Below are 24,351 nucleotides of genomic sequence, written 5' to 3' on the forward strand. Positions count from 1 at the left end.
TGGTGCAAAATAGCCATGCCTCTAAACAAGGAAGGTGTAACCCTGCTCCCTATAAATATGGAAAGGCCTTTACCTCACATAAAGAGCATTAACTACCTTCAGGGTTACCTACCATTGCGGGATGACCCTGAGGCTATAGAAATACTCTATTGCCCAAATGGCGAAATAACTGAAGCCTCCCACAGCAACGCCTTCATGGTTAAAGGAAAAGAAATAATAACCGCACCAACAAGCAGGGTTTTAGCAGGAACCATGAGGAATATGGTAATAGAAATTGCAAAAGAAGCCGGGTTTGTCGTAAGGGAACGCTGCCCCCTTGTGGAAGAACTCCCAGAGGCAGCTGAATTTTTCATAACCGGAAGCGTAAAAGAGATAATGCCGGTAGTAAAAGTTGGGGAAACACTCATAGGAAAGGGAAGGCCTGGCCCCGTCTCGCAAATGCTTAGGCATTTGTATCTACAAAATATAGCCCGTTGGTTGGAATAACATGATAAAATTATTCTCAGATAAGAATAAACTCTGTAATCACGGCCACGCATAATAAAGCTAAAAAGCTTAAAAGCCAAACCTAATTTGGCGGGAGATGAAAAGGATATGGGTTTTCTTTCTGTGGGAGTGCAGGCGTGGGTAGCAGCTTTCGCTTCATTGTTAGTTCAATCTTTTTACTTAGTTTTACTTTTCTTTATGTTTGGCCTTAAGACAAATTTGGCCAAACATATAAGCGTCGATGTAAGCCCTTCCCTAACCCTTCCAGCTTCTCCAGCGGAGACAGGCTATCTGTATCATGCAGATTACCATTACAATTGCCTGGTGGCATCTTTGGTACACCTTGCAATTGAAGGAATAATATCCATTGCCGACCACTATGAGGGCTGGATAATTCATATGGAATCACCTTGTCCCTCTGCCCGTGCTCAAGAGGAAAAATTTCTTTTCCAGGAAATGTTCAAAGACAAAAAAACCTATCTCATTGAACGAGACGCTCCCACAAAATTTGCGGAATTGAATAAATCCTTTCAGATACATATGGATAAAACCTTTGGGAGCAAACTAACCAAACCTCATATTGAGGCTATCTTAGGAGTGGTTACCCTTGCAATATTCGGAGGTTTTTTGACCTTTACAGCAAATAATTGCTCTGCTGCGATCATAACCATATATTCAGCCCTTTCATTTGTATTAGCCTACATAGGCACGTTAATTCTAAGAAAGCCTACTTCATACTTGCTTAGGGGACATGAGATAGTTTCAGATCTTAGGTCCAAGATTATGAAAGGGCCAGACCCGTCTAAAAACACCGGAGAAATAATAGAGGATTACTTTTTGAAATTGCCCCATGCCATAGCATTGGAAGTTGGCAGGTTTTGGACAATTGCAACTGTCGAAATGTTAAAATCAAGAGGCGTGGATCCCTCCTCGATTGAACCAGAGTGGTATTCTAATGAAAATCGTGGTTTAATGGATATCATAGGTCTTATAGACGGTCTCATAGAATGCCTGAAAAACAAGTAACCTAAAGGTCGACTACATACAAAAGACTTTCCGCGGAGGCACAAGAGCAGGATGGAATCAGGAACAAAAACTGGGCTTCAGGCTCAATTGGTGCTGGTTTTACTTTTAGTTTCGTTGATGGGCCTTTTAGCCGTAGGGTTGGTAGGCTCTCACACAATAGAAGCCCAGTTTAAACGCATGATAGCCAAAAATGCCCGTAACATAGCCCTTTTGGTTGCAGAACATCCTGATATAAAAAAAGCCCTGGGTTTGCCAAAAGGAGAGCAAGTAATCCAGCCGATAGCAGAAAAGCTACGCAAGGAAACAGGCGTAAAAGCCATTATCATCATCGATAACGACGACAAAATATATTCTCACCCCATCTCGTATGAATTAGGAGCTAAATTTCAGGAAGAAGAGGGAGGCAAGGCATTAGATTACCTTCCGCAAACGAAAGAATCCCAAACCATTATAGGCCCTTCCATACGGTCAAAAGCCCCAATAATAAGGGATGGAATCAAGGTAGGAGAAGTGATAGTGGATGCTTTGGTCAATGAAATCCAAAGCACCAAGTACAGCCTTTATGGCAAATTGCTCCTGGCCATATTCGCAGGCCTTGTAGTATCTGTAATAGCTGCTGCATCCCTGGCAAAGCGAGTCAAAAACATAATATACGGCATGGAACCAAGCGAAATTGCCCTGCTTTTGAAACAAAGAGAGGGCATAATAGAATCCATAAGAGAAGGAATAATCGCCGTTGATTCCGACTCCAATATTACCCTCATTAACAGCGCCGCCAAAAAACTTTTCGGCATAGACAGGGATATCACTGGGCAACCACTTGAGCCCATCCTTCCTGGAACGGCTCTCTGTCAAGTTGTCCAAAGCGGAAAGGCCCAATGGGACATGGAACTTAACATAAGAGGCAAAAAATTTTTAGCCCAACTTATACCCATATATAAGGGAAAAACCATTGCAGGAGCCATAGGAAGTTTCAGAGACCTCACTGAGGTAAGGGCTCAGGCGGAACAGATGACTGGAGTTGCCCTCTACATAGAGGCTCTAAGGGCCCAAAACCACGAGTTCAAAAACAAGCTACAGGCTATAGCTGGCCTTATTCAACTTGAAGAATACGAAAAAGCCCTATCCTTCATATCGGAAATAACTTCGGCTCACCAGTCTCAGATATCTTTCATAGCCAAAAGATTCAAAAACCCTTCAGTGGGAGGCATACTACTGGGAAAGAGCTCCAGATGCTCCGAACTAGGCATAGATTTCCAGATAGACCCAGACAGCTTCTGCAGCGAACTGGAAAGCTTCGACAACCTTTCATTGATAATGATAATAGGCAACTTGCTGGAAAACGCCATTGAAGCCGTGCAAAGAATGCCCAAAGAAAGAAGAAAAGTGTATTTCGGCCTCTTCGAGGAGTCTGGGAAAATAATCATAAATGTAAGAGATTATGGAATGGGAATTGAACCTGAGCACATGCCTTATATCTTCGAAAAGGGATATTCTACCAAAGAAGGTCCCCACTCCAGGGGATACGGGTTATATAATGTAAAAAATAGAGTGGAAGAACTAGATGGAGATATAGAGGTAGAATCTACTCCTGGAGAAGGTACTGACTTTATAGTAACCCTACCGTATAGAGGTGAGAGCGATGGCCGATAAAATCCGCGCATTCATAGTAGAAGATGACCCTATGGTTGCAGACATTCTAAAAAAATTTGTATCTACGATGAAAAACTTTGTAGTCGTAGGACATGCCAGCAATGGGGAAAGGGCACTAGAAGACCTCCAAAAAACACATGTAGACTTGGTTTTTTTGGATATTTTCATGCCAGAGATGGATGGGCTTAAACTACTAAAGGAGCTGCGTTCAAGGGAGATGCCTGTAGATATCATAGTTATCTCCGCAGCCCAGGAAACGGACACCGTAAACCAGGTGATTCGAGCAGGGGCCTTTGACTACATAATTAAGCCTTTCCTTTTTGAGAGGCTTAAATCGTCCCTTGAAACTTATCAAGAATATCGAGAAAAACTATTAAAAGGCAAAAATTCAGTCTCTCAAGATGACGTTGACGGGCTCTTTATCCTGCGAAGAAGCAAAAAGCATGGTTGCCTCCCTAAAGGCCTCAATATCTCTACCTTAGAAAGAGTAGAAGCACTGCTTGAAGAAAGCGCTCATCCCCTCTCAGCAGAGGAAACCGCAAAGGCCCTAGGCGTTTCAAGGGTAACGGCAAGGCGCTACCTAGAATATCTTGTAGATCAGGGAAGGGCTGTCGTAGAGCGAAGCTACGGTGAAGTTGGAAGGCCCGTTAACACCTACATTTCGATAAAATAACTTTATTTTGTTCATTTTGTTCATACTCAACCCATGGCACATCTAGTATCTTAGAAAATCTCGCCTCAAACTTTAGACCAAAACTTACAAAATGTTATTTTAAGGTCTAAACCATTGTTATTGCATTCGCAAACATTTACTATGTAGCCAGGGTTTATAAAAAACTTACAAGAAGGAGTGATTGGTAGTATGAGAAAAGTTGTTGCCCTAGCTTTAGTTTTCGCTTTCGTCCTAGCAGGTTCGGCTTTCGCTGCCTCTGCCAACTGGCCACAGCAGATCCGTTTCGTAGCTGGACCTCCAGGCGGTAACTGGTTTGCCCTTGGTGGAACCCTCGCCGACATGTGGACGAAAAGCGTAATCCCTACCACCAGTGGAACTGGCGGCGGTGTAAGTAACATAGTTAACGTAGACCGCGGCAAGGCTGATATGGGGCTTTCTGTTGCTTCCGTGGTAGGCGCTGCCCAGGCAGGAGAAGCTCCTTTCAAGAAACCAATGAGCAACGCAAAAATTTTCGCCAACCTTTACAGGCAGTACACTTATTTCATCATGAGAAAAGACTATGCGGAAGCTCATGGCATCAAGACTCTTGGGGATATAGTGGAAAAGAAGCTACCCATTAGAATGGCTACTTTAAAACCTGGCACTTCTTCTGAGTTCGTCATCAGGTCTATCTTCCAAAAAGGCTTTGGCGTATCATGGAAAGATATCAAATCATGGGGCGGATCTGTAGAGTATGCGTCCTACAGTGACGGTGCCAACCTCCTTGCTGACAATCACATAGACATGTTCGCATTTGCAGTAGGAAGGGCTGCTTCCATCGTCATGAAGATAGAATCCCAGACTGACATAGTCATTTTACCTGTAGACGAAAAAGCCCGTGACGCCATGAAAAAAGCTTTGGGGACTACAACTTTTGAAGTAGACCCTGCCATTTACAAGTCCGTGACGAAGCCTGTTCCCGTAGTAGGAGACTACACCTGTATAATCGTCCGCGGCGACCTTCCTGACGATCTGGTCTACTCTATGGCAAAGACGTTGTGGGAGCACAAAAATGACCTTGCAGCCTCCATCAAGGACATCGCCGAGCTAAACCCACAGGAAGCCGTTTCTGACGCTGTAAAAGCCCATCCAGGATCTATAAAGTTCTGGAACGAAGTAAAATAACTAGCAAAAAATCTACTCTGGCTGGGGCAAGGGATTAAATTTTACACCCTTGCCCTGCCTTTTCAGAGGTGTATGAGACATGCGCAAACTAAAAGGCAAAACTCAGACTTTCATGTACATATATGTCATCTTAATGGGAATCTTTCACCTGTATACCGCTGTATTTGGCAATTTTGAAGCATACCTGCAGCGAACCATACATCTTACTTGGGTACTACCCATGGCGTTTTTACTCTACCCTGCTACCGAACATTCACCCAAGGATAGGCCAACCCTTCTTGACTGGCTTTTGGCTGCTCTGAGCACTGCTCCCGGCATTTACGGAATAATTTATTACAATGAGATAGTATCAAGAATTGTGCAAGTGGACCCGTTAACCCAGGCTCAGCTGATCCTTGGAGTGCTTTTAACCATAATGCTTCTTGAGGCCACACGCCGAGTAGTTGGCCTTCCCCTGGCAATAATTGCAGCGTTTTTCGCTGGTTATATGTATTTCGGAGCTTATCTCCCAGGAGTGCTAAAAGGGCTACAATTTACCTTAGCCGAAGTAGTAGAAGAAATTTACTTGACTGGAGAAGGTATCTTCTCCATCCCGTTAGGAGTCTCGGCTACCTTTGTAATAATATTTCTCATTTTCGGCGGATTCTTGGAGAAAAGTGGTATTGGAGAGTATTTCATGGAGTTCGCCCAGGCCTTCGCCGGCACTACCCCTGGAGGGCCGGCAAAGATAGCAGTCGTCAGCTCTTGCCTTTTTGGCTCCATCTCAGGCTCAGCCGTAGCAAACGTCTACGGAACGGGCACTTTTACCATCCCCCTCATGAAGCGCCTTGGATATCCGGCCTACTTTGCAGGAGCCGTGGAAGCCGTCGCAAGCTCTGGAGGACAGATCATGCCCCCTATCATGGGTGCTGGAGCCTTCATTATGGCTTCACTTTTGGGAATTCAATTCCGAGAAGTAATAATTGCCGCTGCTTTACCTGCTCTTTTGTATTACGGAGCAGTGTTTTTGATGGTTCACCTGAGAGCTGTTAAAACTGGAATAAAAGGATTAAAGCCTGAAGAGTTACCCTCGAAAAAATATGTCCTTAAAAACTCATACAAGTTGGTCCCAATAGTGGGGCTTTTATGGATGCTTCTTTCTGGTTACACTCCTATGCTTGCCGCAGTCATAGGCATAGGCATGGCTTGGGGAATTTCCCTTTTTGACACTAAACGCCGTATGGGAATAAAATCCATCCTGGATGCCATTTATACAGGCGCGCTGAATATAACCGTAGTGGCAATAGCTTGTGCTGCCGCGGGCATTATCGTAGGTTCGGTCTCCCTGACAGGGTTTGGCTTTAAGTTCGTAGGGTTAGTATTTTCACTAGCCAGGGACATACCCTTCCTGGCGCTAATATTGATAATGCTAGTATCGTTGGTCCTTGGAATGGGACTTCCTACCACTGGAGCTTACATCCTCGCTGCAGCTTTAGGAGTGCCTGCACTGACGAAACTCGGTTTTGCTCCTTTAAGTGCCCATCTTTTCGTCTTCTACTTCGCCATAATCTCGGCCATAACACCACCTGTGGCCCTTGCAGCATACGCAGCAAGCTCCATCGCTGGTGCTCCCCCAAATAAAACAGGGTTCCAAGCCATGAGGCTCGGAATTTTGGCGTTCATAGTGCCTTACGCTTTCTGTTACGACAAGGGGCTCATCCTGCACGGCACCATGATCGAAAATGCTGCTGCCATAGCAGGTGGTATATCTGCTGCCCTTTCTTTGGGCTTTGCTATGGAAGGATTTATGACACGGGCACTTAAATCCTACGAAAGGTTCTTATTCGTAGCGTCAGGCCTTGCATCTTTTACCCCAATCTTAGCCATCAAACTCCCAGCAGTAGCAGCCACTGTACTTTTCATGTTTCTGTTTTCAAAAACCCCAAAAACTTTGAAAGAGCCAGCATAATAAAAGCCTCCAGAGCAACTCTGGAGGCTTTATTTTTTTAATATATGCACCTCAAGCCCTTTCCCTTTGCTGAAGCAACCCACTTAGGCACAGGAGGCACTAATTTATCTTGCGTAGCAACTTTGATAATAACGAAACAAGGAGCCTCAGTAGCAAATACTTGGGTCAGCACTTGGGGCAAATCTTTAGGATCTTTCACCATATAGGACCTAAGCCCAAACCCTTCGGCGACCTTAGAGTAGTCCACCAGTGCAAAGTCGGTCCCAAAGGGTTCAAAATCGTGCACTAAAGAAGCTTCTCCTTTTATCCAGCCAAAGGCGTCATTTTGGAATAGAAAAACTTTGATGTTCCATCCTAAACGGGATATGGTCTCAAGCTCGCCGCATGTAAACCCTAAACTTCCATCGCCCACCATTGCTAACGTACACCTTCCTGGAGCAGAAGCAGCCACACCTATAGCCCCTGGAACAGCATAACCTAAAGAACCCATGGAGTAATTGAAATACAATCTTCTTCCTGCATCCTTTTGTTTAAAAAAGGCAGCTGTATAAATTCCCCCAACTCCGGGATCACAAATTATGTGGCTTTCTTCTGGCACCTTTTTTGAAAGCTCCCGAACAAAAAACAAGGGATTTATCGGGATTTCGCTGCTATCTACATATGCATCCAACTCTTTCTGAAACGAAGCTCTTCTTTTGGCTATCTCATCTTCCCTTCTCGCTTTAGGTTCCTTCTTTTTCTCCCTTATAATGTTTACCATCTCTCCAAGAGTAGCCTTTGCATCGCCTATCAATACCACATCCAACTTATACATGTTGCCCACGTCAACTCCAGCGATATCAAGCTGAATAAATTTTTTCACAGAAGAGACATCTGGAAGCCTCCACCCATCAGTGGTAGCTGAATCTGTGTTGGAACCCACATAGAATATGACATCTGCTTCCTCCACGAAAGCATTGGAAAAGCTCGTACCTCCCCTGGATCCTATAACACCTATGGACAGAGGATGACTTTCAGGGAAAGCTCCTTTACCAGTCATGGTTGTACCAACGGGTATAGACAAAGCCTCCACAAGATCCACAGCCTCATTCCATGCGCGTGAGACCAGCGCTCCTTGCCCGAGGCAAATAAGTGAGTTTTGAGCTTCCGACAATATATCAACGGCCCTTTCCATTGCTTCGCGCTCGGCAATGCTCCTATGAGAGGGAAAGACGGTAAAATCCCTCTGCGCGTATATGTCACGAACCTCCACATCTTGGTAAAAAACGTCCTGAGGAACCCTTATATGCACAGGGCCCGGACGACCAGTCAAGGCGACCCTGAATGCTCTACGAATCAAAAAGGGGATATCCTCCGCTTTGGTGATGGTTATGGACTCTTTAGTAATACCACTAAATAAGGCCGGCTGGTCGGACCCCGTGAGCATGTTCCGCTTGTCCCAGTTATAGGGGATGTCGGAAGAAAAACAGACCACCGGCATAGAACCCTTGAATGCCTCAGCAACTCCTGGAACACAATGGGTCACCCCAGGGCTAGGGACCTCGAACACCCCAGGCCTGTTGGTAGCCCTAGCGTAGGCTTCAGCCATAAAGGAAGCGCTGCGCTCATCCCTGGCAAGTATGTATTTTATCTCTGGGAAATTTTTCCATTCAGCATACCAACCTAATGTGGTCTCCCCCGGTAAACCAAATACGCACTCTACTCCATATGCTTTAAGCATTTCAAGAATAATTCTTCCACCTTTCATACTCCTTCCTCCCCTCAATCCATATAGCCCTTTTATTTCTCCATATACTTTTGCATTTCTATCTAAATCCAATTATAGGCTCTTCATCTATTTTCCACTATAAAGCAAGGACATGAAGGATGCAGAGTAGTTGCATATACAACTAATATGATCTATAATTTTTCTCAGTTTCAGATAGGAGGGGTTTTGTTGCAAAAACGGGAAAAGCTTTTGGCTAATGAGCCCATCGGACACTTAATTGTCAAACTCTCGCTTCCTGCCGTGGTGGGCATGTTTGTAAATGGCCTGTACAACCTTGTAGATACCATATACATTGGACATTCCGTAGGCGCTTTAGGTATAGCTGGCCTTTCTGTTTCCTTTCCCTTGCAAATGATTATAGGGGGCACCGGCGCAATGCTTGGGATAGGAGCTGCTTCCGTTATCTCCCGCAGCTTAGGTGCCAAAAATTACGAAAGAGCCGAAAAAACTTTAGGAAACAACCTTTTCTTGATAATCTTTATAGGGCTTCTCTTCGCCACAATGGGTGAGCTCTTTCTAGAAGAAATACTGAAACTTTTTGGATCAACCGAGACAATACTTCCCTACGCAAAGGATTACATGGGCATAATATTTTTAGGAACACCCCTGATTCTCTTTGCCATGTCCATGAACAACGTTATTCGTTCAGAAGGAGCAGCAAGGACAGCCATGGCTTCCATGCTCATAGGAGCTGTTGCCAACATCATTCTCGATCCTATTTTTATATTTGTCCTAGGCATGGGCGTAAAAGGAGCTGCCATAGCTACAGTGCTATCGAGGATCCTGGTCGCAGCCTGGATAACTCACTTCTTTTACTCCGGGAAAAGCTTAGTAAAACCCAGGTTGCGCCACTTGATGCCAGACACCGCAATGATCAAAGAAATCTTTGTTATAGGCTTTCCCTCTTTATTGCAGCACGCTTCCTCCAGCTTCGTCTTTGGGTTCATAAACAACCTTGCAGGTTTTTATGGAGGAGACCTAGCCATAGCTATATTCGGAATAAGCAACAGAATCATACGGTTTTCCGGCATGTCTGTCATAGGCATAGCCCAAGGCATGCAGCCAATAGTGGGATACAATTATGGAGCAGAAAGATACGACAGGGCAACAAAGGCGCTCCGCCTCTCCACCATCATTGCCATGAGTATATGTGGAACCGTTACAGTGCTTCTTCTACTTTTCCCAAAAGCAGCACTACATCTATTTACATCTGATCCCCAAGTGCTTGAAAGAGGCCCTATAGCCCTAAGAATAATGGTTTCAGCATTCTTTTTGATGGGCTACAACAGAATAGGCGGGGTGTTCTTCCAGGCTCTTGGAAAAGCGAAACCAGCCCTAATCATCAATCTTGCAAGGCCCATATTATTTTTTGTCCCCCTATTAATCGTTTTGCCTCGATTTATAGGGCTTAAAGGCATATGGCTTGCCTTTCCCATATCAGATATCCTCTCTTTTTTGCTGACCATGGGCTTTTTGCTGCCTTACGAAAGATTGCTTAAGAACAAGTACACTAAAGCTCAAGGTGAAAAGCTATGAAAGATAAAAACATAGGGAAATTGCTGTCAATTATCCATCGCAATCTATCAATGTTCATGGACCACAGCATCCCGGCTGAAGGGATAGGCCATGGGCAAAAACGCCTGTTAATTGAAATAGCCCTTCACCCAGGCCGCACGCAAGAGGAGGTGGCAGAATGCTTCCTAAAAGATAAAACCACCATAGCCCGTGCCGTTAAAGGGTTAGAAAAAAATGGTTATATCACAAAGAGACAAAACCCCGAGGACCTGCGAGAGTATCTTTTGTTCCCAACAGAAAAAGGCCTTGCCGTCTTGCCCTTCGCCCTACAAGCAAGAAACAAGGCCATAGAAGAACTTACAAAGGGGTTTTCCGAAGAAGAATATGAAATATTAGAAGATTTTCTTGTTCGCCTAGCCGAAAACGCTGTAAACTTAAGAAAAAAACATCTTACCAAATCTTCATAACGTCCGCTCATACATCTCCAGAGTGTTCTGCAAAAGCATTGCTATTGTCATAGGGCCAACGCCACCCGGCACAGGAGTTATCCAGGAGGCTTTCATTCGGACACCATCAAAATCCACGTCACCCACAAGGCCACTTTCAAGCCTGTTAATACCTACATCCACAACTACAGCTCCCTTTTTGACCATGTGCTGGGTTATGAAATGGGGCTTGCCTGCAGCAACCACCAATATGTCCGCTTCCTGGGTTATAGCTTCAAGGTTTTTTGTCCTGCTGTGACATATAGTTACCGTAGCGTTTTTCTGCAACAAAAGATGGGCTACGGGCTTTCCAACTATGTTGCTTCGACCCACAACAACAGCGTTTTTACCTTCTATTTCTATACCATAATATTCCAAAAGATACATTATTCCCTTGGGAGTACAAGGAACTGTGCACGGAAGCCCCGCGACGAGCTTACCAAGGTTCATCGGGTGGAAACCGTCCACATCCTTTTCAGGGCGAATAGCCTCTATAACTTCGGTCTCGTTCAAATGTTTCGGCAATGGCAACTGCACCAGAATCCCATGAACTTTAGGGTCTTCATTCAATTTAGCCACGAGCTCCAGCAATTCTTGCTGCGTGGTCTCCTCAGGCAAACGATGTAAAAAGGATTCAAAACCCACCTCTTTGCAGGCTTTTTCTTTTTGTCCAACATAAACCTTAGACGCTGGGTTGTCTCCCACTAACACCACCGCCAGGCCTGGAGGCACTTTTCCACTTTCCTTTATCTCTTTTACTATGACCGCAATTCGCTCCCTTGCCTCAGATGCAACCTTCTTCCCGTCCAGAATTTTGCATTCTGTCACTTCAAATCACCTCTTTTTTATTAAACCTTTCTCCCCAAAAAACGCCCTCTACCTTTTTCCCCTGTAAACTCTCTTTCCTCTATTATTACCTCTCCTCTAGAAATAGTATAAGCTACTTTGCCTTTAACTTTTAAACCTTCAAAAGGCGAAAAGTCCACATTCATATGGAGACTATCGGCGCTTATCACCCACTCTTTTTCGGGGTCAAAGACCACTACGTCGCCATCAGCTCCAGGCATTAATGTGCCCTTTCGGGGATACAGCCCTAGCAGTTTCGCGGGAGCCGTCGATGTAACACGAACGAAATCGCTAAGTTTTATCTTCCCTTTCTTTACCCCTTCCGAAAACAGCAAAGCCCTCGAAGTCTCTACACCTGGAAGGCCATAAGGCAATTCCCTAAAAGAACCCTTCCAAGCCTTTTGAGCTCTGGTGAAAGGGCAGTGATCCGTAGCCACGACATCTATTGAACCATTTGCAAGGCCTTCCCAAAGGCTGCTGCAATCCAAAGGCTTCTTTAAGCTGGGGCTTGCAGAAAAAAGATGGCCTTCGAGGAGATCATAGGCATCTTCTGTGAGCAAAAGGTACTGTGGACATGTCTCCGTCGTTATCTTAATTCCCAATTCTCTGGCCTTCCGAACTTCTCTCAGTCCCATGGCAGAGCTCAAATGAACTACATGCAGCCTGCACTCGGTATACCCCGCTATTATGGCGGCCTTTGCTACAGCTGTGGCTTCACAAACATCCGGCCTGGTCAAGGCCAGGCTTTTCATCTCTCCCGACTGATCTTCCGAAAGGCCTTCCTCCAGGTAAGATATTATGTCCTCGTCTTCGGCGTGTACTAAAGCTATACCACCAACAGAACTAATTTCCCTGAAGGCTTCAAGCATTTGCCCTCCGCTTGTTCTCCTGCCAGAATCCCCATAGGCCATGAAAAACTTGAAGGTCCTTACACCATCTTCGGAAACTTCCCTTATTTCATCTATCCTAGACTTCCTCCATCCGACAATCTCAGAGTGCAAAACATAATCCAGCACGCTCTCTTTAGCATCCTCCAGCCTATCAGTGAGGTCCTTCTTTAAAGATGTTTCAGGGCTTCCCACAGTAAAATCTGCTATCGTAGTTATTCCTCCGAAAGCTGCCGCGACTGTTCCAGAATAAAAATCATCACTCGAACGGGTGCCTCCTACGGGAAGAGCCATATGAGTATGCATATCTATACCGCCTGGCAAGACAAGCATATCTTCCGCATCAATGACTCTCTTGCCCTCAAGCCCCTCACCGATCGCAGCTATTCTACTTCCAGCGATAGCCAAATCAGCCAATAAGGTTTTTTCTCCCAGTACGAGGGTACCCCCCTTTATTACCAGGTCGTACATTTTATCTTCTCTCCTTCACATAGGGAGTGCCAAGGTAAGCCGGAACATTGAAATGTTTTCTCGCTATGGTCGCAACTATAGTTAAAATATACGGAAGAGCAATTATAAACTCATTGGGGATAGCTTTGAAAGCCGAGGTCTGGATAGATACAGCAACAGCATCTGCGAGGCCAAAAACCAAAGCTCCAGCCAAAACTCCAAGGGGATTCCAATTACCCAAAAAGCAAATAGCAAAGGCAATCCAGCCTCTCCCCCCTATAATATTCTCAGTAAATAGGCCTAAAAAGCCAAGGGAATAAAACGCCCCGGCCAGCCCGTTCATTGCGCTGGAAAAAAGAACTGCCCAATAACGAACTTTCTCTACGTTTATACCTGCGGCGTCTACAGCCTCTGGGTTGGCTCCTGTGGAGCGGATAACCAAACCTAATCGCGTGTGATATAACACCCAATAGCCAACCCCAACAAATAAAAAAGCCAGGTACGTCAAGATATTCTGATTGAAAAGAGCCTCGCCCAAAACAGGAATTTTGCTTAATAAAGGTATGTTTATGCTAGAAAGAGGTTCCACTGTCAAAGGCAAAAGAGGCACGCCAAAGAAGACTCTATATAAATATAAGGTTAAACCGACAGATAAGATGTTAAAAGCCGTCCCTGTGACTATCTGGTGCTGCTTTAAATAAACGGTGAAATAACCGTAAATTGCCCCTGTAACAAGACCGGCAACCACAGAACAAACCAGCCCCACACCAATACTTTTAGTCAGGTAAGCACCTACAAACCCAGCCCAGGCTCCAATTAAGAAAATACCCTCTATCGCTATGTTCATTACCCCTGTTCGCTCGACGAAAACTTCCGCCAAGGCTCCAATCAGCAAGGGAGTACTCATCATAACAGCGCCCTTAAGGATGCCCTCTACAATCATACGCGAGGATCCTCCTTTCTATCTTCAGCCTGAAGCATCTTCTTTTCCATCCTAATCAAGATACGCTCTCTTAGGAAATAAGAGAAAATTACTGAAATCATTACCAGCCCTTCCATTATGCCTATGATGCTCGATGGAATGGAAGAGGTTTGAACCACCAAGTTTCCTCCCACCTTCAAAGCGCCGAAAAGGATGGCAGCAAATACGATACCTAAAGGATGAGCGTTACCCAATATGGCTATTCCTATTCCTTCAGCACCCAGATATGGGTTGAAACCCTGAACCAGCATGTGCTGAATGCCATTAACCTCCATGAACCCGGCAAGGCCAGCAAAGGCTCCACTTATAAAAAACACTTCCACAAAAATTCTTTTTTCGTTTATTCCAGCATATCGAGCACTGTCCCTGTTCATTCCAACTGCCCTTATCTTAAACCCCAGGGTTGTCTTCCATAAAATGAAGTAAGCAAGCGCTGCTATCACAACGGCTAGAACAAACCCCCAATGAAGCCTGGTATGTGGAATTATCTGGGGTATCCATGCACTTTGGGCTATCACATCAGTCTGTGGGTACTCTCCCTTGCTTTCAATCAATGGCCCTCTTATCAGGTAATTCATTATGGCTATCGCAACATAAGTAGACATCATGCTTATCAGAAACTCATTGGCGTTAAACTTTGCTTTCGCATATCCCACCAAAGAGCCCCATAGTCCACCAGCTACGCCGCTAGCTAATACACAAAGGGGGAGCAAAATCACAGCGGGGAAATTGTTCATGAAAAGGGAACAAGTTACCGTAGCAAGGCAGCCCATATAAAATTGGCCTTGAGCTCCTATGTTAAATAACGAAGCTCTAAAGGCAAATCCAAAAGCAAGGCCTGTAAGCATCAGAGGTGTAGCCTTAGCAAAAATATCTGCTATGTTGTAGGCATCCCTGAAGGCAAAGATTAACATTTTCTTGTAAACAAAAAGCGGGTTAGCATCAAGAAGGAGCATCAACAGCCCACTCAAAATCAACCCCAGGAACACGGAGTAAACAGGGAAAAGGGAAAGAGCTATCTTCTTACTGCGCTTCATCGTTGGACACTCCCATCATTGCAAGACCTATCTCATCGACTTTGGCTTCTTGCCTATTAAATACCTTCACTATCTTCCCTCTATAAATTACTCCTACTCTGTCCGAAAGGGCCAAAATTTCGGAAAGCTCAGTGGAAATAAGCAGTATGGCCTTTCCTTCGGCCTTGGCTTTTAGAAGAGTCCTGTGAACGTAATCTATCGCCCCTAGGTCAAGGCCCCTTGTGGGCTGTACAGCGACCAGGGCGGTTGTCGCAATATCCATTTCTCTCGCCACCACCACCTTCTGCTGGTTCCCTCCAGAAAGCCCCCTCACTTTCACTTTCGACGAAGGGGTTTTTATGGCATATTCGTCTATAGCTCTTTCAGCATATCGACGAATATTTTCCTGGATCAAAACACCTCTGGCTGAAAAACTCTCACTTTCAAACTTCCTCAGGATCAGGTTTTCTTCTAGGCTCATATCCAAGACTAACCCTTCCCTGTGCCTATCCGCGGGGATGTAACCTATTCCTTCCTTGATAATTTCCATTACTTTCTTGCCTACTATATTTTTGCTTTCTAAAAGAATTTCTCCTCCATCTATCTTCCTCAAGCCACAAAGAGCTTCTGCTAATTCCTCTTGACCGTTGCCACTAACGCCGGCAATGCCAAATATCTCTCCCTCGCGTATATCTAGGCTCAACCCATCGACTGCCATGTGCCCCCTAGCACTTTTGACCCTCAAATTTCTTATGCTGAGAACTATATTGCCAAAAGAATCGCCCTCAGAGACATTAGTGACAGTTATCTCATCCAGATCTTTGCCTACCATCATCCGGGCAAGTTCGTTCTCAGAGGCTGCTTCTCTCGGCAGTTCGCCTGTGACTTTCCCTCCTCGCATTACTACTATCCTGTCGGCTATTTCCATTACTTCATTCAATTTATGAGTTATAAACACGACGGAGTTTCCCGCCTGGCGAAAATCCTGGACAAACTCAAAAAGTTTTTGAGCATTTTGTGGGGTCAACACCGCCGTGGGCTCGTCCATTATCAATATTCTGGCTCCAGCATATAAGGCCTTCAGTATTTCCACGCGTTGCTGCATACCTACTGTAAGTTGGTTTACCAAGGCATAGGGATCAACCTCAAGGCCATACTTTCTGCCTATTTCTTCTATCTCCTTGGCCGCCTCAGAAACTGGAAGTTTACCCTTGGGAGTGTTAAAAGCGCTTAACAGTACATTTTCCACGACGGTATGTACTGGCACAAGGGTAAAATGCTGGTGAATCATGCCTATTCCTAAAGCTAGAGCGTCCTGAGGAGAACGGATATCTACTTTTTTGCCATCTACCCTTATTTCTCCCTCATCTGGCATGTACATGCCATAAAGGACCTTCATCAATGTAGACTTTCCTGCGCCATTTTCTCCAAGAAGGGCTAGGACCTCACCTTTTCTGACAGTAAGATTGACCTTATAGTTCGCTATGGTCCCTGGAAAGTATTTTGTTATACCTATAAGCTCTACGGCTGTGTTTTCATGTCCTATGAGCATTATTATCACCGTTTCAGAAAAATTTTTAGGAATGATGGGGAGACTAAGCTCCCCATCATAGTTGAACTACTGATTCAATGGCTCCGGGAATTGGGAAAGGAACTTGAGCAACTCCCCATTAGCTATAGCATCTTCTGCCTGGGAGACTAGATCCCTCGTTTCCTGAGAAACTTCGTCGGTATAAGCGACCTTTACTATTCCTTCTGCTATGCCTGCCTCATTGACTACGGGTTTAAGTTCTCCCTTCAAGTACTTATCTACAGCCCATACGTACATGGCCTTGAAATCAAAGTAAACGCTAGCCACAACCGTTCCTGGAGCCACATCATTCTGGTTGCTCGCAAAGCCGACAAACTTTGCGCCTTTCTCCTTTGCCGCCTGTATGGCTCCAAGGCCAACCTGGTTGGCGTAGAAGAAAAGTACGTCAGCGCCCTTTTCTATCATGGACGTAGCCATCTGTTTACCCAAAGCCACATCACTCCAAGAATTGGCATAGGCACGCATAGCCTTAACTTCCGGTGTCCCTACTCTTGCGCCAAACTCATAGGTATTAAGTAGCCTTATCATCAACTTGTTGGGGAAACCTCCGACAAGGCCTATCTTGCCGTTCTTCGTAGTCTTGCCAGCTATAATTCCGGCAAGAAAACTTCCTTCATACTCCTTGGGTAGAATGGGGCAAACGTTAGGCTCTTTCGCCACAACTCCGTTTATGACCATGAAAGTCGTTTTTGGATAGTTTGGCGCTACTCTCTGTGCCGGCTCATCGAACTGGGTTCCCGCTGCCATAATGAGGTCGTAACCCCTATCAGCATAATTTCTAAAAGTAGACTCATAATCGCTTGCCTGCACATTTTCTACATATTCAATGTTGGTGCCTAGCTCTTTGTTGGCTGCCAGCAGCCCTGCATAGTTTGTGGCATTCCAGCTTTGATCATTTATAGGTCCAGGCAAGATAAGCACCATCTTGTAATCTCCTGGGCTCTTTGCCATGGCAGCCCCGCCAAAAACCATTACAAGGCACAAAACCAATACTACGCTAAACAGCTTCTTTCCTAGCCTCATATCCTATACCTCCCCTATTTATATTTACTATCTCCCACCCATAGTAAGGGCCATTACCGCCTTGGCGGTGTGCAACCTATTTTCGGCCTCATCGTAAATGACCGAGTGGGGCCCATCTATTACCGAATCCTCCACCTCGTTCACCCTGTCCGCTGGGAGGGCATGCATATAAAGAGAATCCTTGGCCGTGAGGCTCATCATCTTCTCCGTGCACTTCCAGTGTTTGTTAGCTTCAAGCAGAGAATCTATGACAGCCGTATCCTCGTTAGTGACCCAGTTGCCCCAGTTTTTGGGGAACACTACATCGGCATCCTTGTATGCTTCTTCCTGATCATGGGTGATCTTAAGGGATCCGCCGTTTTCCTCCGCATATCTTTTAGCCTTTTCAATTACCCAGTCAGGAAGGTCGTAACCTTCTGGATAGGCCAATGTCACATCTATGCCCCAGCGAGGGAACAAAAGCACCTGGCTCACTGGAACGGATATGGGCTTCTTGTGGGTAGTAGCATAAGCCCAAATTATTGAGACCTTTAGGTTACGAAGGTCTTTCCCCCTCTTTTCCTGAATTGTCATCAAATCCGCAATGGCTTGAAGAGGATGGTATAAATCATCTTGCATGCTTATTACAGGAACCGTCGCGTATTTGGCCATTTCCCTAAGATAAGCATTGCCTACCTTCCAGAAGCAGTTTCTGCAAGCTATGGCATGCCCCATGCGGGAGAGAATGATAGCCGTATCCTTCGCCACCTCACCGTGAGCTATCTGCATGTTGCTGGTGTCCAAAAAGTGAGCGTGCCCTCCAAGCTGGGTAATACCAGCCTCCATGGAATTTCTTGTCCTGGTAGACTGCTCGAAGAACATCAAGAACACCGTCTTGTGGGGCAGATATATGGTTGGCTTATCCATGGCAAAGGCTCTCTTCAATTCATACGAGCACTCCAAAAGGGTCTCAATCTCCTCCTTGGTCCATTCTGTTAGAGTAATAAAATGTTTTCCCCTGAAAATTGTCTGCATTTTCTTTTCCCTCCTACTATTGTGCGTTTTTAATAGTTCTGAACATATATGGAAGGGATGACTGCATACATTGCAGCTGCTTTTACTAGTTCATCCTTCCATGTTCTCTCGTTAGGAGCGTGAGCCTGGTCCTCATGTCCGGGACCGAACCCTATACATGGAATGCCAAACCTTCCCATTATGGATACGCCGTTGGTAGAAAATCCCCATTTGTCAACGAATGGATCCTGGCCAAAAAGGTTTTTATAGGCATCAACTGTGGCTTGACACGCCGGATGGCCTTCCTCAAGAACCCATGCGGGGAAATAGCATTCCGTAGGGTAAACCAACCCCGTGTAGGAAGGCTTATCGTAGTTGTACATGGTAACCTCTGCGCCTGTTTCCTTCACTGAAGGCAAGTTGCGTATTTCCTGAAGGGCCTTTTCCCAAGTCTCTCCCCAAGTCAACCTTCTGTCTATAGATATCCAGCAGCTGTCGGCAACGGCACACCTTGAAGGAGATGTGAAAAAGATTTCCGATATTGCAAGACTCCCTTTGCCCAGGAAAGGATCCTCGTGAAGGTTTTCGTGAAGGGCCCTCAATTCTTGAAGTATTGGAGCCATCTTGTAAATTGCGTTGTCGCCTCTTTCCGGTACCGAGCCGTGGCAGCTGAGCCCCTTAGTTTTGACTTTTATCTCCATCCTGCCTCTTTGTCCCCTGTAGATATTGAGGGATGTAGGTTCGGTTATAACTACAAACTCTGGCCTTATCCCGTCTTCCTGAATAATGTACTGCCAGCAAAGGCCGTCACAGTCTTCCTCCTGGACAGTCCCTGTCACAAGTAAAGTGTAATCGTCCTCCAGGCCAAGGTCCTTGATTATCCGAGCGGCATATACCATGGAGGCCATGCCTCCCTCTTGGTCGCTGGTACCTCTTCCCACTATCACTTGGTCGTCTTCGTAACCTTTGTAGGGATCTACCTCCCACAGGCTCAGATCCCCCACTCCTACAGTATCTATATGGGCATCCATAGCTATAAGCCTTGAACCTTTACCCACGTAACCCAAAATGTTTCCCATGGGGTCGATTTCAACCTTATCAAAGCCCACCTTCTCCATCTCTTCTTTTATGCGGAGTATAACGTCCCGCTCTTGACAACTCTCGCTTGGGATGGCCACCATGTCTCGGAGAAATTTCGAAATATCACTTCTGTATTCCTCCGCCTTTTTAAGCACATTCTTGAATTCCACGACCTATCATGCTCCTTTCTTTAATCTAAGCAACATCTTCAACCTTTCCCTACCAAGGTGCATAACCCATAAGCCTGGGCAGGAAAAGAGGTATGCCAGGGAATACGGTTATCAATATGAGAACAGTCACTACCACGAGGATGAAAGGTGCTATCTCTTTGCTGAGCTGTTCTATGGTCAACCTACTTATTCCACAGGCGACGAACAGGCAGGCCCCCACCGGAGGAGTCATCAATGCTATGTTGAGGGAAAGGACCATTATTATGCCAAAATGAAGAGGGTTAAATCCCATCTTTACCGCCAAGGGGTGAAGAATAGGGCCCAAAATTATCAACGCTGCAGCTATATCCATGAACATACCCACAAAAAGCAAAAGGACCAAGATCATTCCCATAACCACCCACTTATTGGTGCTTATTCCTAACATTAGGGTGGCAACCTTCTCCGGTATCTGTTCCATTGTGAGCACCCATCCCAAGATGGAGGCTGCAGCTATAACCAAAAACACTATTCCTGTCGTGCGGGCCATCTTTATGAAAATAGGCACTAGGTCTTTCAATGTAATGCTGCGATATATAACAAATCCTACAAACAAAGCATATGCAACGGCAACAGCTGCCGCTTCCGTTGGGGTAAACACACCGCTTAGGATTCCTCCAAGAATGATTATAGGCATGAGCAAAGCCACGAAGGCCTCCTTGAAAGCTATCGCTATCTCCTTTAGCGTTGCCCGTCTCTTTCCAACAGGATATCCTCTTTTCTTAGAAATTCTTGCCGTAAGGATCATCAAGGCAACAGCGACCAAAATACCTGGAAGGATGCCAGCCAGAAACAGGCCAGCTATGGAGACCTGCATGAAAGCCCCATAAATAACCATGATGTTAGATGGGGGTATGGTAGGCCCTATTATGGAAGAAGATGCAGTAACTGCCGCCGAAAAGTCCTTGTCGTAACCTTCCTCCACCATGGCGGGAATCAACATTGAGCCTATGGCTGCAGTATCACTAACGGCCGCCCCTGTAAGCCCAGCAAAAAAAACTGAAGCTACAATGTTGGCATGGGCAAGCCCCCCTTGAAGGTGCCCTACTAGCACATTACTGAACTTGACAAGCTTCTGAGTTATGCCTGTCTTGTTCATTATGTCCCCTGCAAGGATGAAAAAGGGCATAGCCATTAACGTAAACATGTCTACGCCAGCAAAGTATCTCTGTGGAACCAGCTGGAGTATGGAAGGTATATGCATCTTAATCATAGCCAAAAGTCCCGTTACTCCCAAAACGAAACCGATGGGCATACCTACAGCGAGAAATATCACGAATACAGCAGTTATGAATCCAGTCATTGCCCACGCCCCCCTAACTTAGGCTCATCAAACTCAAGGTTTTCCTCTCGCTTCACCGCGGCAATAATATCCTCCGCCATAAGGATCTCATCCAGATCCTTGCGCCTTATATCCAGAATCATCTTGCAGACAAGCATCACAATGCAAAGCAGGGCACTAACTGGAACAGCCATGAGCCACCAATACATCGTAGTGTTCAAAGCTGTGGAAATCTGTTCTTTGCCTCCTTCTGCCATCTTGAATCCATAAACGGTAAGAATATAAAGGAAAAACAGTATAAACCCATTGGAAACGAAGATTACTCCCTTTGCTATGAAGCGCGGCAACTTCTTGACGAACATGGTCACCCCAACATGCTCGTGTCTCCAGATACATGGAGCCACGGCAAGAAGGGCCATCCATATCATCATGTACCTGGAAAATTCCTCCGTCCAGCTTAAAGGGGAAACAAAAACATATCTAAACAATACACCCAAAAGAACGGTAAAAGTCATGATGACCGAGAGGATCAAAAGAGGGACTTCTATGATCTTTTCCAGGGTATTTCCCGTTCTCTCAACTAACCTGAAAAGAAACATATCCTCTTTTTTAGCCATGGCTTTCCTTTCAGGGAAAAGTAGGGCTTAAGCCCTACTTTTCCTCCTTAACTATCTCATTAATGGAATCTAGATATTTGTTAGCCAGTTCTATCCCTTCGTCCCCGTATGTGCTCTTGATGAATTCCATAGCAGCTTTTTTCCCAATTTCTCTAAACTGTTCAAGAGCCTCAGGTGTAGGTGTGTAAATTTCCATTCCTGCAGCCTGAAGGGCTGGCAGTCCCTTATCGGAAGCCTCAATGATCCGGTTCAAGCCTCTTCCAGCGACGATAGCAGTCATAGCGGCACCGTCCACAATGGCCTTTTCTTCATCTGTCAGGCCATTGTAGAAATTTTTGTTCATAACCCAGCAGTAAGTGCTGTAAAGGTGATTGGTCAAAGTCAAATATTTCTGAACTTCATATAGCTTTCCAGTGAGGATAATGGGTATAGGGTTGTGTTGCCCATCTACAACTCCTGTCTGAAGGGCCGTATAAACTTCCGCCCATGCTACCGGAGTGGCAGCTGCTCCATATGCTTTCATCAAATTCTGATGAGAAGGCAAGGTCATGGTTCTCATCTTGAGCCCCTTCATATCTTCAACCGTCTTTATAGGGCGTTTGCTGTTAGTCAACTGAAAGAACCCTCCTGCTTCCCCAAAACCCAACACCTTGAATCCCGCTTTTTTCTCTATATCCGAAGCCAGATATTGGCCAAATGGCCCATCAAACAACTTCCACGCCACGTTGTAATCGGGAATGGCAAATGGAATATCCAAGACACTGTACAGGGGATAGAAGGCAGCCATTCCACCTGCGGAAGCTATATAACTCTGTACAACTCCCACCTTTACCTGCTCCATGGTTTCCCTTTCGTTGCCAAGCTGTCCTGCAGGGTAAATTTCAACCTTTAACTCACCATTGCTCTGGGCCTCAACCATGCTCTTGAAAACTGCAGCCATCGCAGCCGTCGCCACTTCGAAAGGCTGCTGGGGATTCAAGTGGGACAACTTGATAGTCTTGGCCGCAAAAGCTCCACTAGCACCTACCATTACTATAGCTACCACCAACAAGGCTACCACAAGCTTCCTCATGCTTTTCCCTCCTTATTTCATACTCTAATTTTTCTTTGCTCCCCTTTACAGCTACCCTTCCACCTCCCCTGCCAATGAGCCTTTAAAGTTCATCCAGCAATCCTGTCATCTCGTTGAAAGCCTTTATCTTCTCGTCGATAAGCGGCGCCATGCTGTGTATGCTACCCCAATAGTTTTCCGCGTCGTACCACTGGGCATTAAGCTCATCCAGATCCTTGCCTTGCTGTTCTATCCATGTGTAGTATTTGAGGTTGTGGATGGTCTTCTTGTCATAATATGTAAGCTCTTTCATCCAGTCCACGGAAAGCCCCATAATGTGTTTTTCAAAATCCACAGCTGCCTGCACCTTAGTATATGGGCCAAACTCCTCCTCAAGTTCCTTGATTCGGGAGCCATAAAGCTCCATGCTGTCTGTGAAGACCGTCAAAATTATGTCCTTCTCAGTCAGTTCATAGTATTTTGCCATCTTTATAGCCATAATTACGTTGGCAGCACTGGATATGCCCATCAAATGGAGATTATCAACTACATCTTCAGGCACGCCTTGCTCTTTGAGGAATTCCTTGCCTATTGGCTCGTTGAAAAGCCTAATCATCGCCATGCTGTCAGCATCGTCTACTGCTATCACCATATCGGTATTTTTGACGTTATGGATCCACGGAACGTGTTTGTCTCCTATGCCTTCTATGCGGTGGGCCCCAAAGCCGTTCATCAAAAGGGTAGGGCACTGCAGGGCTTCACCAACTGCGAGCTTGCTTGCAGGATAAACGTCCTTCATATAATCTCCGCAGCCTAAAGTTCCTGCAGAACCAGACGTCAAAGCCAAGCCGAAAAGTTTATCTTTCGGGCCGGAAATCTGTTCAACTACTTCCTCCATGGCATGCCCCGTAACTTCGTAGTGCCACAGGTGATTGCCCATTTCCTCAAACTGGTTGAAGACAACCACATTATCCCTGGTACGGCGGAGTTCCCAGCTTTTATCAAATATCTCTTTGACGTTGCTTTCGCTGCCAGGGGTAGCTATTACTTCTCCTGCGACGCTTTTTAACCACTCAAAACGCTCTTTGCTCATGCCTTCAGGCAGTATAGCTATAGACTCACACCCTAAAAGCTGGGCATTGTATGCCCCCCCTCTACAGTAGTTCCCTGTGGACGGCCAAACGGCTTTCTGTGTCGTAGGGTCAAACTGGCCTGTCACAAGGCGAGGGACCAAGCAGCCGAAGGTAGCTCCCACCTTGTGGGCTCCCGTGGGGAACCATTTACCCACCAAAGCTATTATTCTAGCCTTAACACCTGTGAGCTCCGAGGGAAGTTCCATGAAGTTTACTCCATCGTACAGCCCGCCTTTGCTCTTAGGTTCGTTCTTCCAGGTTATCCTGAAAAGGTTAAGAGGGTTAACATCCCAAAGGCCCACTTCTTTCAGCCTTTCCTTTATTTTTTCAGGAATCTTGTCAGGGTCTTTCATCTGTTCGAACGTTGGTATGACTATGCCTTTCTCCCTTGCCCTCTCTACCGTACGGCGCAGCTGCTCCTCATTAATAGTCAGATCAATCAACTTGCCCACTCCTTCCAAAGAATTCATATT

The 24,351-nt window shown here is 45.6% G+C and carries 21 protein-coding genes; 8 read left to right on the forward strand and 13 right to left on the reverse strand.

All coding sequences use genetic code 11. The annotated features are described in order from the left end of the window. The first annotated feature begins 15 nt into the window (after positions 1–15). The 6 genes from H0Z23_RS03850 to H0Z23_RS03875 all read left to right on the forward strand — a co-directional run bounded on the left by H0Z23_RS03850 (position 16) and on the right by H0Z23_RS03875 (position 6,950). A complete protein-coding gene (locus H0Z23_RS03850) occupies positions 16–486 on the forward strand; it encodes an aminotransferase class IV (protein WP_296867651.1) in 471 nt (156 codons plus the stop codon). Between the two features lie 108 nt (positions 487–594). After that, positions 595–1,512 carry a DUF2207 domain-containing protein gene (locus tag H0Z23_RS03855; protein ID WP_296867652.1) on the forward strand — a complete coding sequence of 306 codons (918 nt, stop codon included), beginning with the start codon at positions 595–597 and terminating at the stop codon, positions 1,510–1,512. 51 nt (positions 1,513–1,563) lie between these two features. Then, positions 1,564–3,165, forward strand: coding sequence for a sensor histidine kinase (locus H0Z23_RS03860; RefSeq protein WP_296867653.1), 1,602 nt, complete (start codon positions 1,564–1,566; stop codon positions 3,163–3,165). Then, positions 3,155–3,838 carry a response regulator gene (locus tag H0Z23_RS03865; protein ID WP_296867654.1) on the forward strand — a complete coding sequence of 228 codons (684 nt, stop codon included), beginning with the start codon at positions 3,155–3,157 and terminating at the stop codon, positions 3,836–3,838. Before H0Z23_RS03860 ends, H0Z23_RS03865 begins: the two co-directional genes overlap by 11 nt. A gap of 189 nt (positions 3,839–4,027) precedes the next feature. Continuing rightward, on the forward strand, positions 4,028–5,002 hold the full coding sequence (locus tag H0Z23_RS03870; RefSeq protein ID WP_296867655.1) for a TAXI family TRAP transporter solute-binding subunit: 975 nt from the start codon (positions 4,028–4,030) through the stop codon (positions 5,000–5,002). A gap of 79 nt (positions 5,003–5,081) precedes the next feature. Continuing rightward, complete coding sequence (locus tag H0Z23_RS03875; RefSeq protein ID WP_296867656.1) at positions 5,082–6,950, forward strand: TRAP transporter permease; 1,869 nt, start codon at positions 5,082–5,084, stop codon at positions 6,948–6,950. A gap of 37 nt (positions 6,951–6,987) precedes the next feature. On the opposite strand, the gene H0Z23_RS03880 is transcribed toward H0Z23_RS03875, so the two are convergent. Beyond that, the gene (locus tag H0Z23_RS03880) at positions 6,988–8,697 is read right to left on the reverse strand and encodes a thiamine pyrophosphate-binding protein (protein ID WP_296867657.1); all 1,710 of its coding nucleotides are present in this window, start codon (positions 8,695–8,697) and stop codon (positions 6,988–6,990) included. A gap of 189 nt (positions 8,698–8,886) precedes the next feature. Here H0Z23_RS03880 and H0Z23_RS03885 point away from each other — a divergent pair, with 189 nt between their 5' ends. Then, positions 8,887–10,254 (forward strand): MATE family efflux transporter, encoded by a 1,368-nt coding sequence (locus tag H0Z23_RS03885; RefSeq protein WP_296867658.1) that lies wholly within the window; start codon positions 8,887–8,889, stop codon positions 10,252–10,254. Then, a complete protein-coding gene (locus H0Z23_RS03890) occupies positions 10,251–10,700 on the forward strand; it encodes a MarR family transcriptional regulator (RefSeq protein WP_296867659.1) in 450 nt (149 codons plus the stop codon). The genes H0Z23_RS03885 and H0Z23_RS03890 overlap by 4 nt, the downstream gene beginning before the upstream one ends. On the opposite strand, the gene folD is transcribed toward H0Z23_RS03890, so the two are convergent. From folD to H0Z23_RS03950, 12 genes are all read right to left on the reverse strand, one after another. Then, the gene (gene folD, locus H0Z23_RS03895; protein WP_296867660.1) at positions 10,695–11,546 is read right to left on the reverse strand and encodes a bifunctional methylenetetrahydrofolate dehydrogenase/methenyltetrahydrofolate cyclohydrolase FolD; all 852 of its coding nucleotides are present in this window, start codon (positions 11,544–11,546) and stop codon (positions 10,695–10,697) included. The genes H0Z23_RS03890 and folD overlap by 6 nt on opposite strands. 20 nt (positions 11,547–11,566) lie before the next feature. After that, the gene (hydA, locus tag H0Z23_RS03900; RefSeq protein WP_296867661.1) at positions 11,567–12,922 is read right to left on the reverse strand and encodes a dihydropyrimidinase; all 1,356 of its coding nucleotides are present in this window, start codon (positions 12,920–12,922) and stop codon (positions 11,567–11,569) included. Between the two features lies 1 nt (position 12,923). Beyond that, positions 12,924–13,844 carry an ABC transporter permease gene (locus H0Z23_RS03905; RefSeq protein ID WP_296867662.1) on the reverse strand — a complete coding sequence of 307 codons (921 nt, stop codon included), beginning with the start codon at positions 13,842–13,844 and terminating at the stop codon, positions 12,924–12,926. Continuing rightward, positions 13,841–14,920 carry an ABC transporter permease gene (locus H0Z23_RS03910; RefSeq protein WP_296867663.1) on the reverse strand — a complete coding sequence of 360 codons (1,080 nt, stop codon included), beginning with the start codon at positions 14,918–14,920 and terminating at the stop codon, positions 13,841–13,843. Before H0Z23_RS03910 ends, H0Z23_RS03905 begins: the two co-directional genes overlap by 4 nt. Continuing rightward, a complete protein-coding gene (locus tag H0Z23_RS03915) occupies positions 14,907–16,451 on the reverse strand; it encodes an ABC transporter ATP-binding protein (protein WP_296867664.1) in 1,545 nt (514 codons plus the stop codon). The genes H0Z23_RS03910 and H0Z23_RS03915 overlap by 14 nt, the downstream gene beginning before the upstream one ends. 66 nt (positions 16,452–16,517) lie before the next feature. Further along, entirely contained in the window at positions 16,518–17,513 is a 996-nt protein-coding gene (locus H0Z23_RS03920) for a BMP family protein (protein WP_296867665.1), read from the reverse strand. Positions 17,514–17,540: 27 nt separating this feature from the next. Next, positions 17,541–18,527 carry an ornithine carbamoyltransferase gene (locus H0Z23_RS03925; RefSeq protein ID WP_296867666.1) on the reverse strand — a complete coding sequence of 329 codons (987 nt, stop codon included), beginning with the start codon at positions 18,525–18,527 and terminating at the stop codon, positions 17,541–17,543. Between the two features lie 29 nt (positions 18,528–18,556). Beyond that, on the reverse strand, positions 18,557–19,756 hold the full coding sequence (locus tag H0Z23_RS03930; protein ID WP_296867667.1) for a YgeY family selenium metabolism-linked hydrolase: 1,200 nt from the start codon (positions 19,754–19,756) through the stop codon (positions 18,557–18,559). Between the two features lie 49 nt (positions 19,757–19,805). Continuing rightward, positions 19,806–21,098 (reverse strand): TRAP transporter large permease, encoded by a 1,293-nt coding sequence (locus tag H0Z23_RS03935; RefSeq protein ID WP_296867668.1) that lies wholly within the window; start codon positions 21,096–21,098, stop codon positions 19,806–19,808. Next, the gene (locus tag H0Z23_RS03940; protein WP_296867669.1) at positions 21,095–21,694 is read right to left on the reverse strand and encodes a TRAP transporter small permease; all 600 of its coding nucleotides are present in this window, start codon (positions 21,692–21,694) and stop codon (positions 21,095–21,097) included. The genes H0Z23_RS03935 and H0Z23_RS03940 overlap by 4 nt, the downstream gene beginning before the upstream one ends. A 34-nt stretch (positions 21,695–21,728) precedes the next feature. Then, positions 21,729–22,766, reverse strand: coding sequence for a DctP family TRAP transporter solute-binding subunit (locus tag H0Z23_RS03945; protein ID WP_296867670.1), 1,038 nt, complete (start codon positions 22,764–22,766; stop codon positions 21,729–21,731). Between the two features lie 82 nt (positions 22,767–22,848). After that, positions 22,849–24,348: a pyridoxal-phosphate dependent enzyme gene (locus H0Z23_RS03950; protein ID WP_296867671.1), complete on the reverse strand. Its 1,500-nt coding sequence runs from the start codon at positions 24,346–24,348 to the stop codon at positions 22,849–22,851. Positions 24,349–24,351 lie beyond the last annotated feature (3 nt).

It is taken from the genome of Thermovirga sp. (assembly GCF_017656375.1).
Lineage (GTDB): Bacteria > Synergistota > Synergistia > Synergistales > Thermovirgaceae > Thermovirga.

Excerpts from the sequence above, each read along its gene's own strand:
- H0Z23_RS03850 (WP_296867651.1), top strand. The coding sequence starts at position 16 with ATGCCTCTAAACAAGGAAGGTGTAACCCTGCTCCCTATAAATATGGAA.
- H0Z23_RS03855 (WP_296867652.1), top strand. The coding sequence starts at position 595 with ATGGGTTTTCTTTCTGTGGGAGTGCAGGCGTGGGTAGCAGCTTTCGCT.
- H0Z23_RS03860 (WP_296867653.1), top strand. The coding sequence starts at position 1,564 with ATGGAATCAGGAACAAAAACTGGGCTTCAGGCTCAATTGGTGCTGGTT.
- H0Z23_RS03865 (WP_296867654.1), top strand. The coding sequence starts at position 3,155 with ATGGCCGATAAAATCCGCGCATTCATAGTAGAAGATGACCCTATGGTT.
- H0Z23_RS03870 (WP_296867655.1), top strand. The coding sequence starts at position 4,028 with ATGAGAAAAGTTGTTGCCCTAGCTTTAGTTTTCGCTTTCGTCCTAGCA.
- H0Z23_RS03875 (WP_296867656.1), top strand. The coding sequence starts at position 5,082 with ATGCGCAAACTAAAAGGCAAAACTCAGACTTTCATGTACATATATGTC.
- H0Z23_RS03880 (WP_296867657.1), bottom strand. The coding sequence starts at position 8,697 with ATGAAAGGTGGAAGAATTATTCTTGAAATGCTTAAAGCATATGGAGTA.
- H0Z23_RS03890 (WP_296867659.1), top strand. The coding sequence starts at position 10,251 with ATGAAAGATAAAAACATAGGGAAATTGCTGTCAATTATCCATCGCAAT.
- hydA (WP_296867661.1), bottom strand. The coding sequence starts at position 12,922 with ATGTACGACCTGGTAATAAAGGGGGGTACCCTCGTACTGGGAGAAAAA.
- H0Z23_RS03905 (WP_296867662.1), bottom strand. The coding sequence starts at position 13,844 with ATGATTGTAGAGGGCATCCTTAAGGGCGCTGTTATGATGAGTACTCCC.
- H0Z23_RS03910 (WP_296867663.1), bottom strand. The coding sequence starts at position 14,920 with ATGAAGCGCAGTAAGAAGATAGCTCTTTCCCTTTTCCCTGTTTACTCC.
- H0Z23_RS03915 (WP_296867664.1), bottom strand. The coding sequence starts at position 16,451 with ATGCTCATAGGACATGAAAACACAGCCGTAGAGCTTATAGGTATAACA.
- H0Z23_RS03920 (WP_296867665.1), bottom strand. The coding sequence starts at position 17,513 with ATGAGGCTAGGAAAGAAGCTGTTTAGCGTAGTATTGGTTTTGTGCCTT.
- H0Z23_RS03925 (WP_296867666.1), bottom strand. The coding sequence starts at position 18,527 with ATGCAGACAATTTTCAGGGGAAAACATTTTATTACTCTAACAGAATGG.
- H0Z23_RS03935 (WP_296867668.1), bottom strand. The coding sequence starts at position 21,098 with ATGACTGGATTCATAACTGCTGTATTCGTGATATTTCTCGCTGTAGGT.
- H0Z23_RS03940 (WP_296867669.1), bottom strand. The coding sequence starts at position 21,694 with ATGGCTAAAAAAGAGGATATGTTTCTTTTCAGGTTAGTTGAGAGAACG.
- H0Z23_RS03945 (WP_296867670.1), bottom strand. The coding sequence starts at position 22,766 with ATGAGGAAGCTTGTGGTAGCCTTGTTGGTGGTAGCTATAGTAATGGTA.
- H0Z23_RS03950 (WP_296867671.1), bottom strand. The coding sequence starts at position 24,348 with ATGAATTCTTTGGAAGGAGTGGGCAAGTTGATTGATCTGACTATTAAT.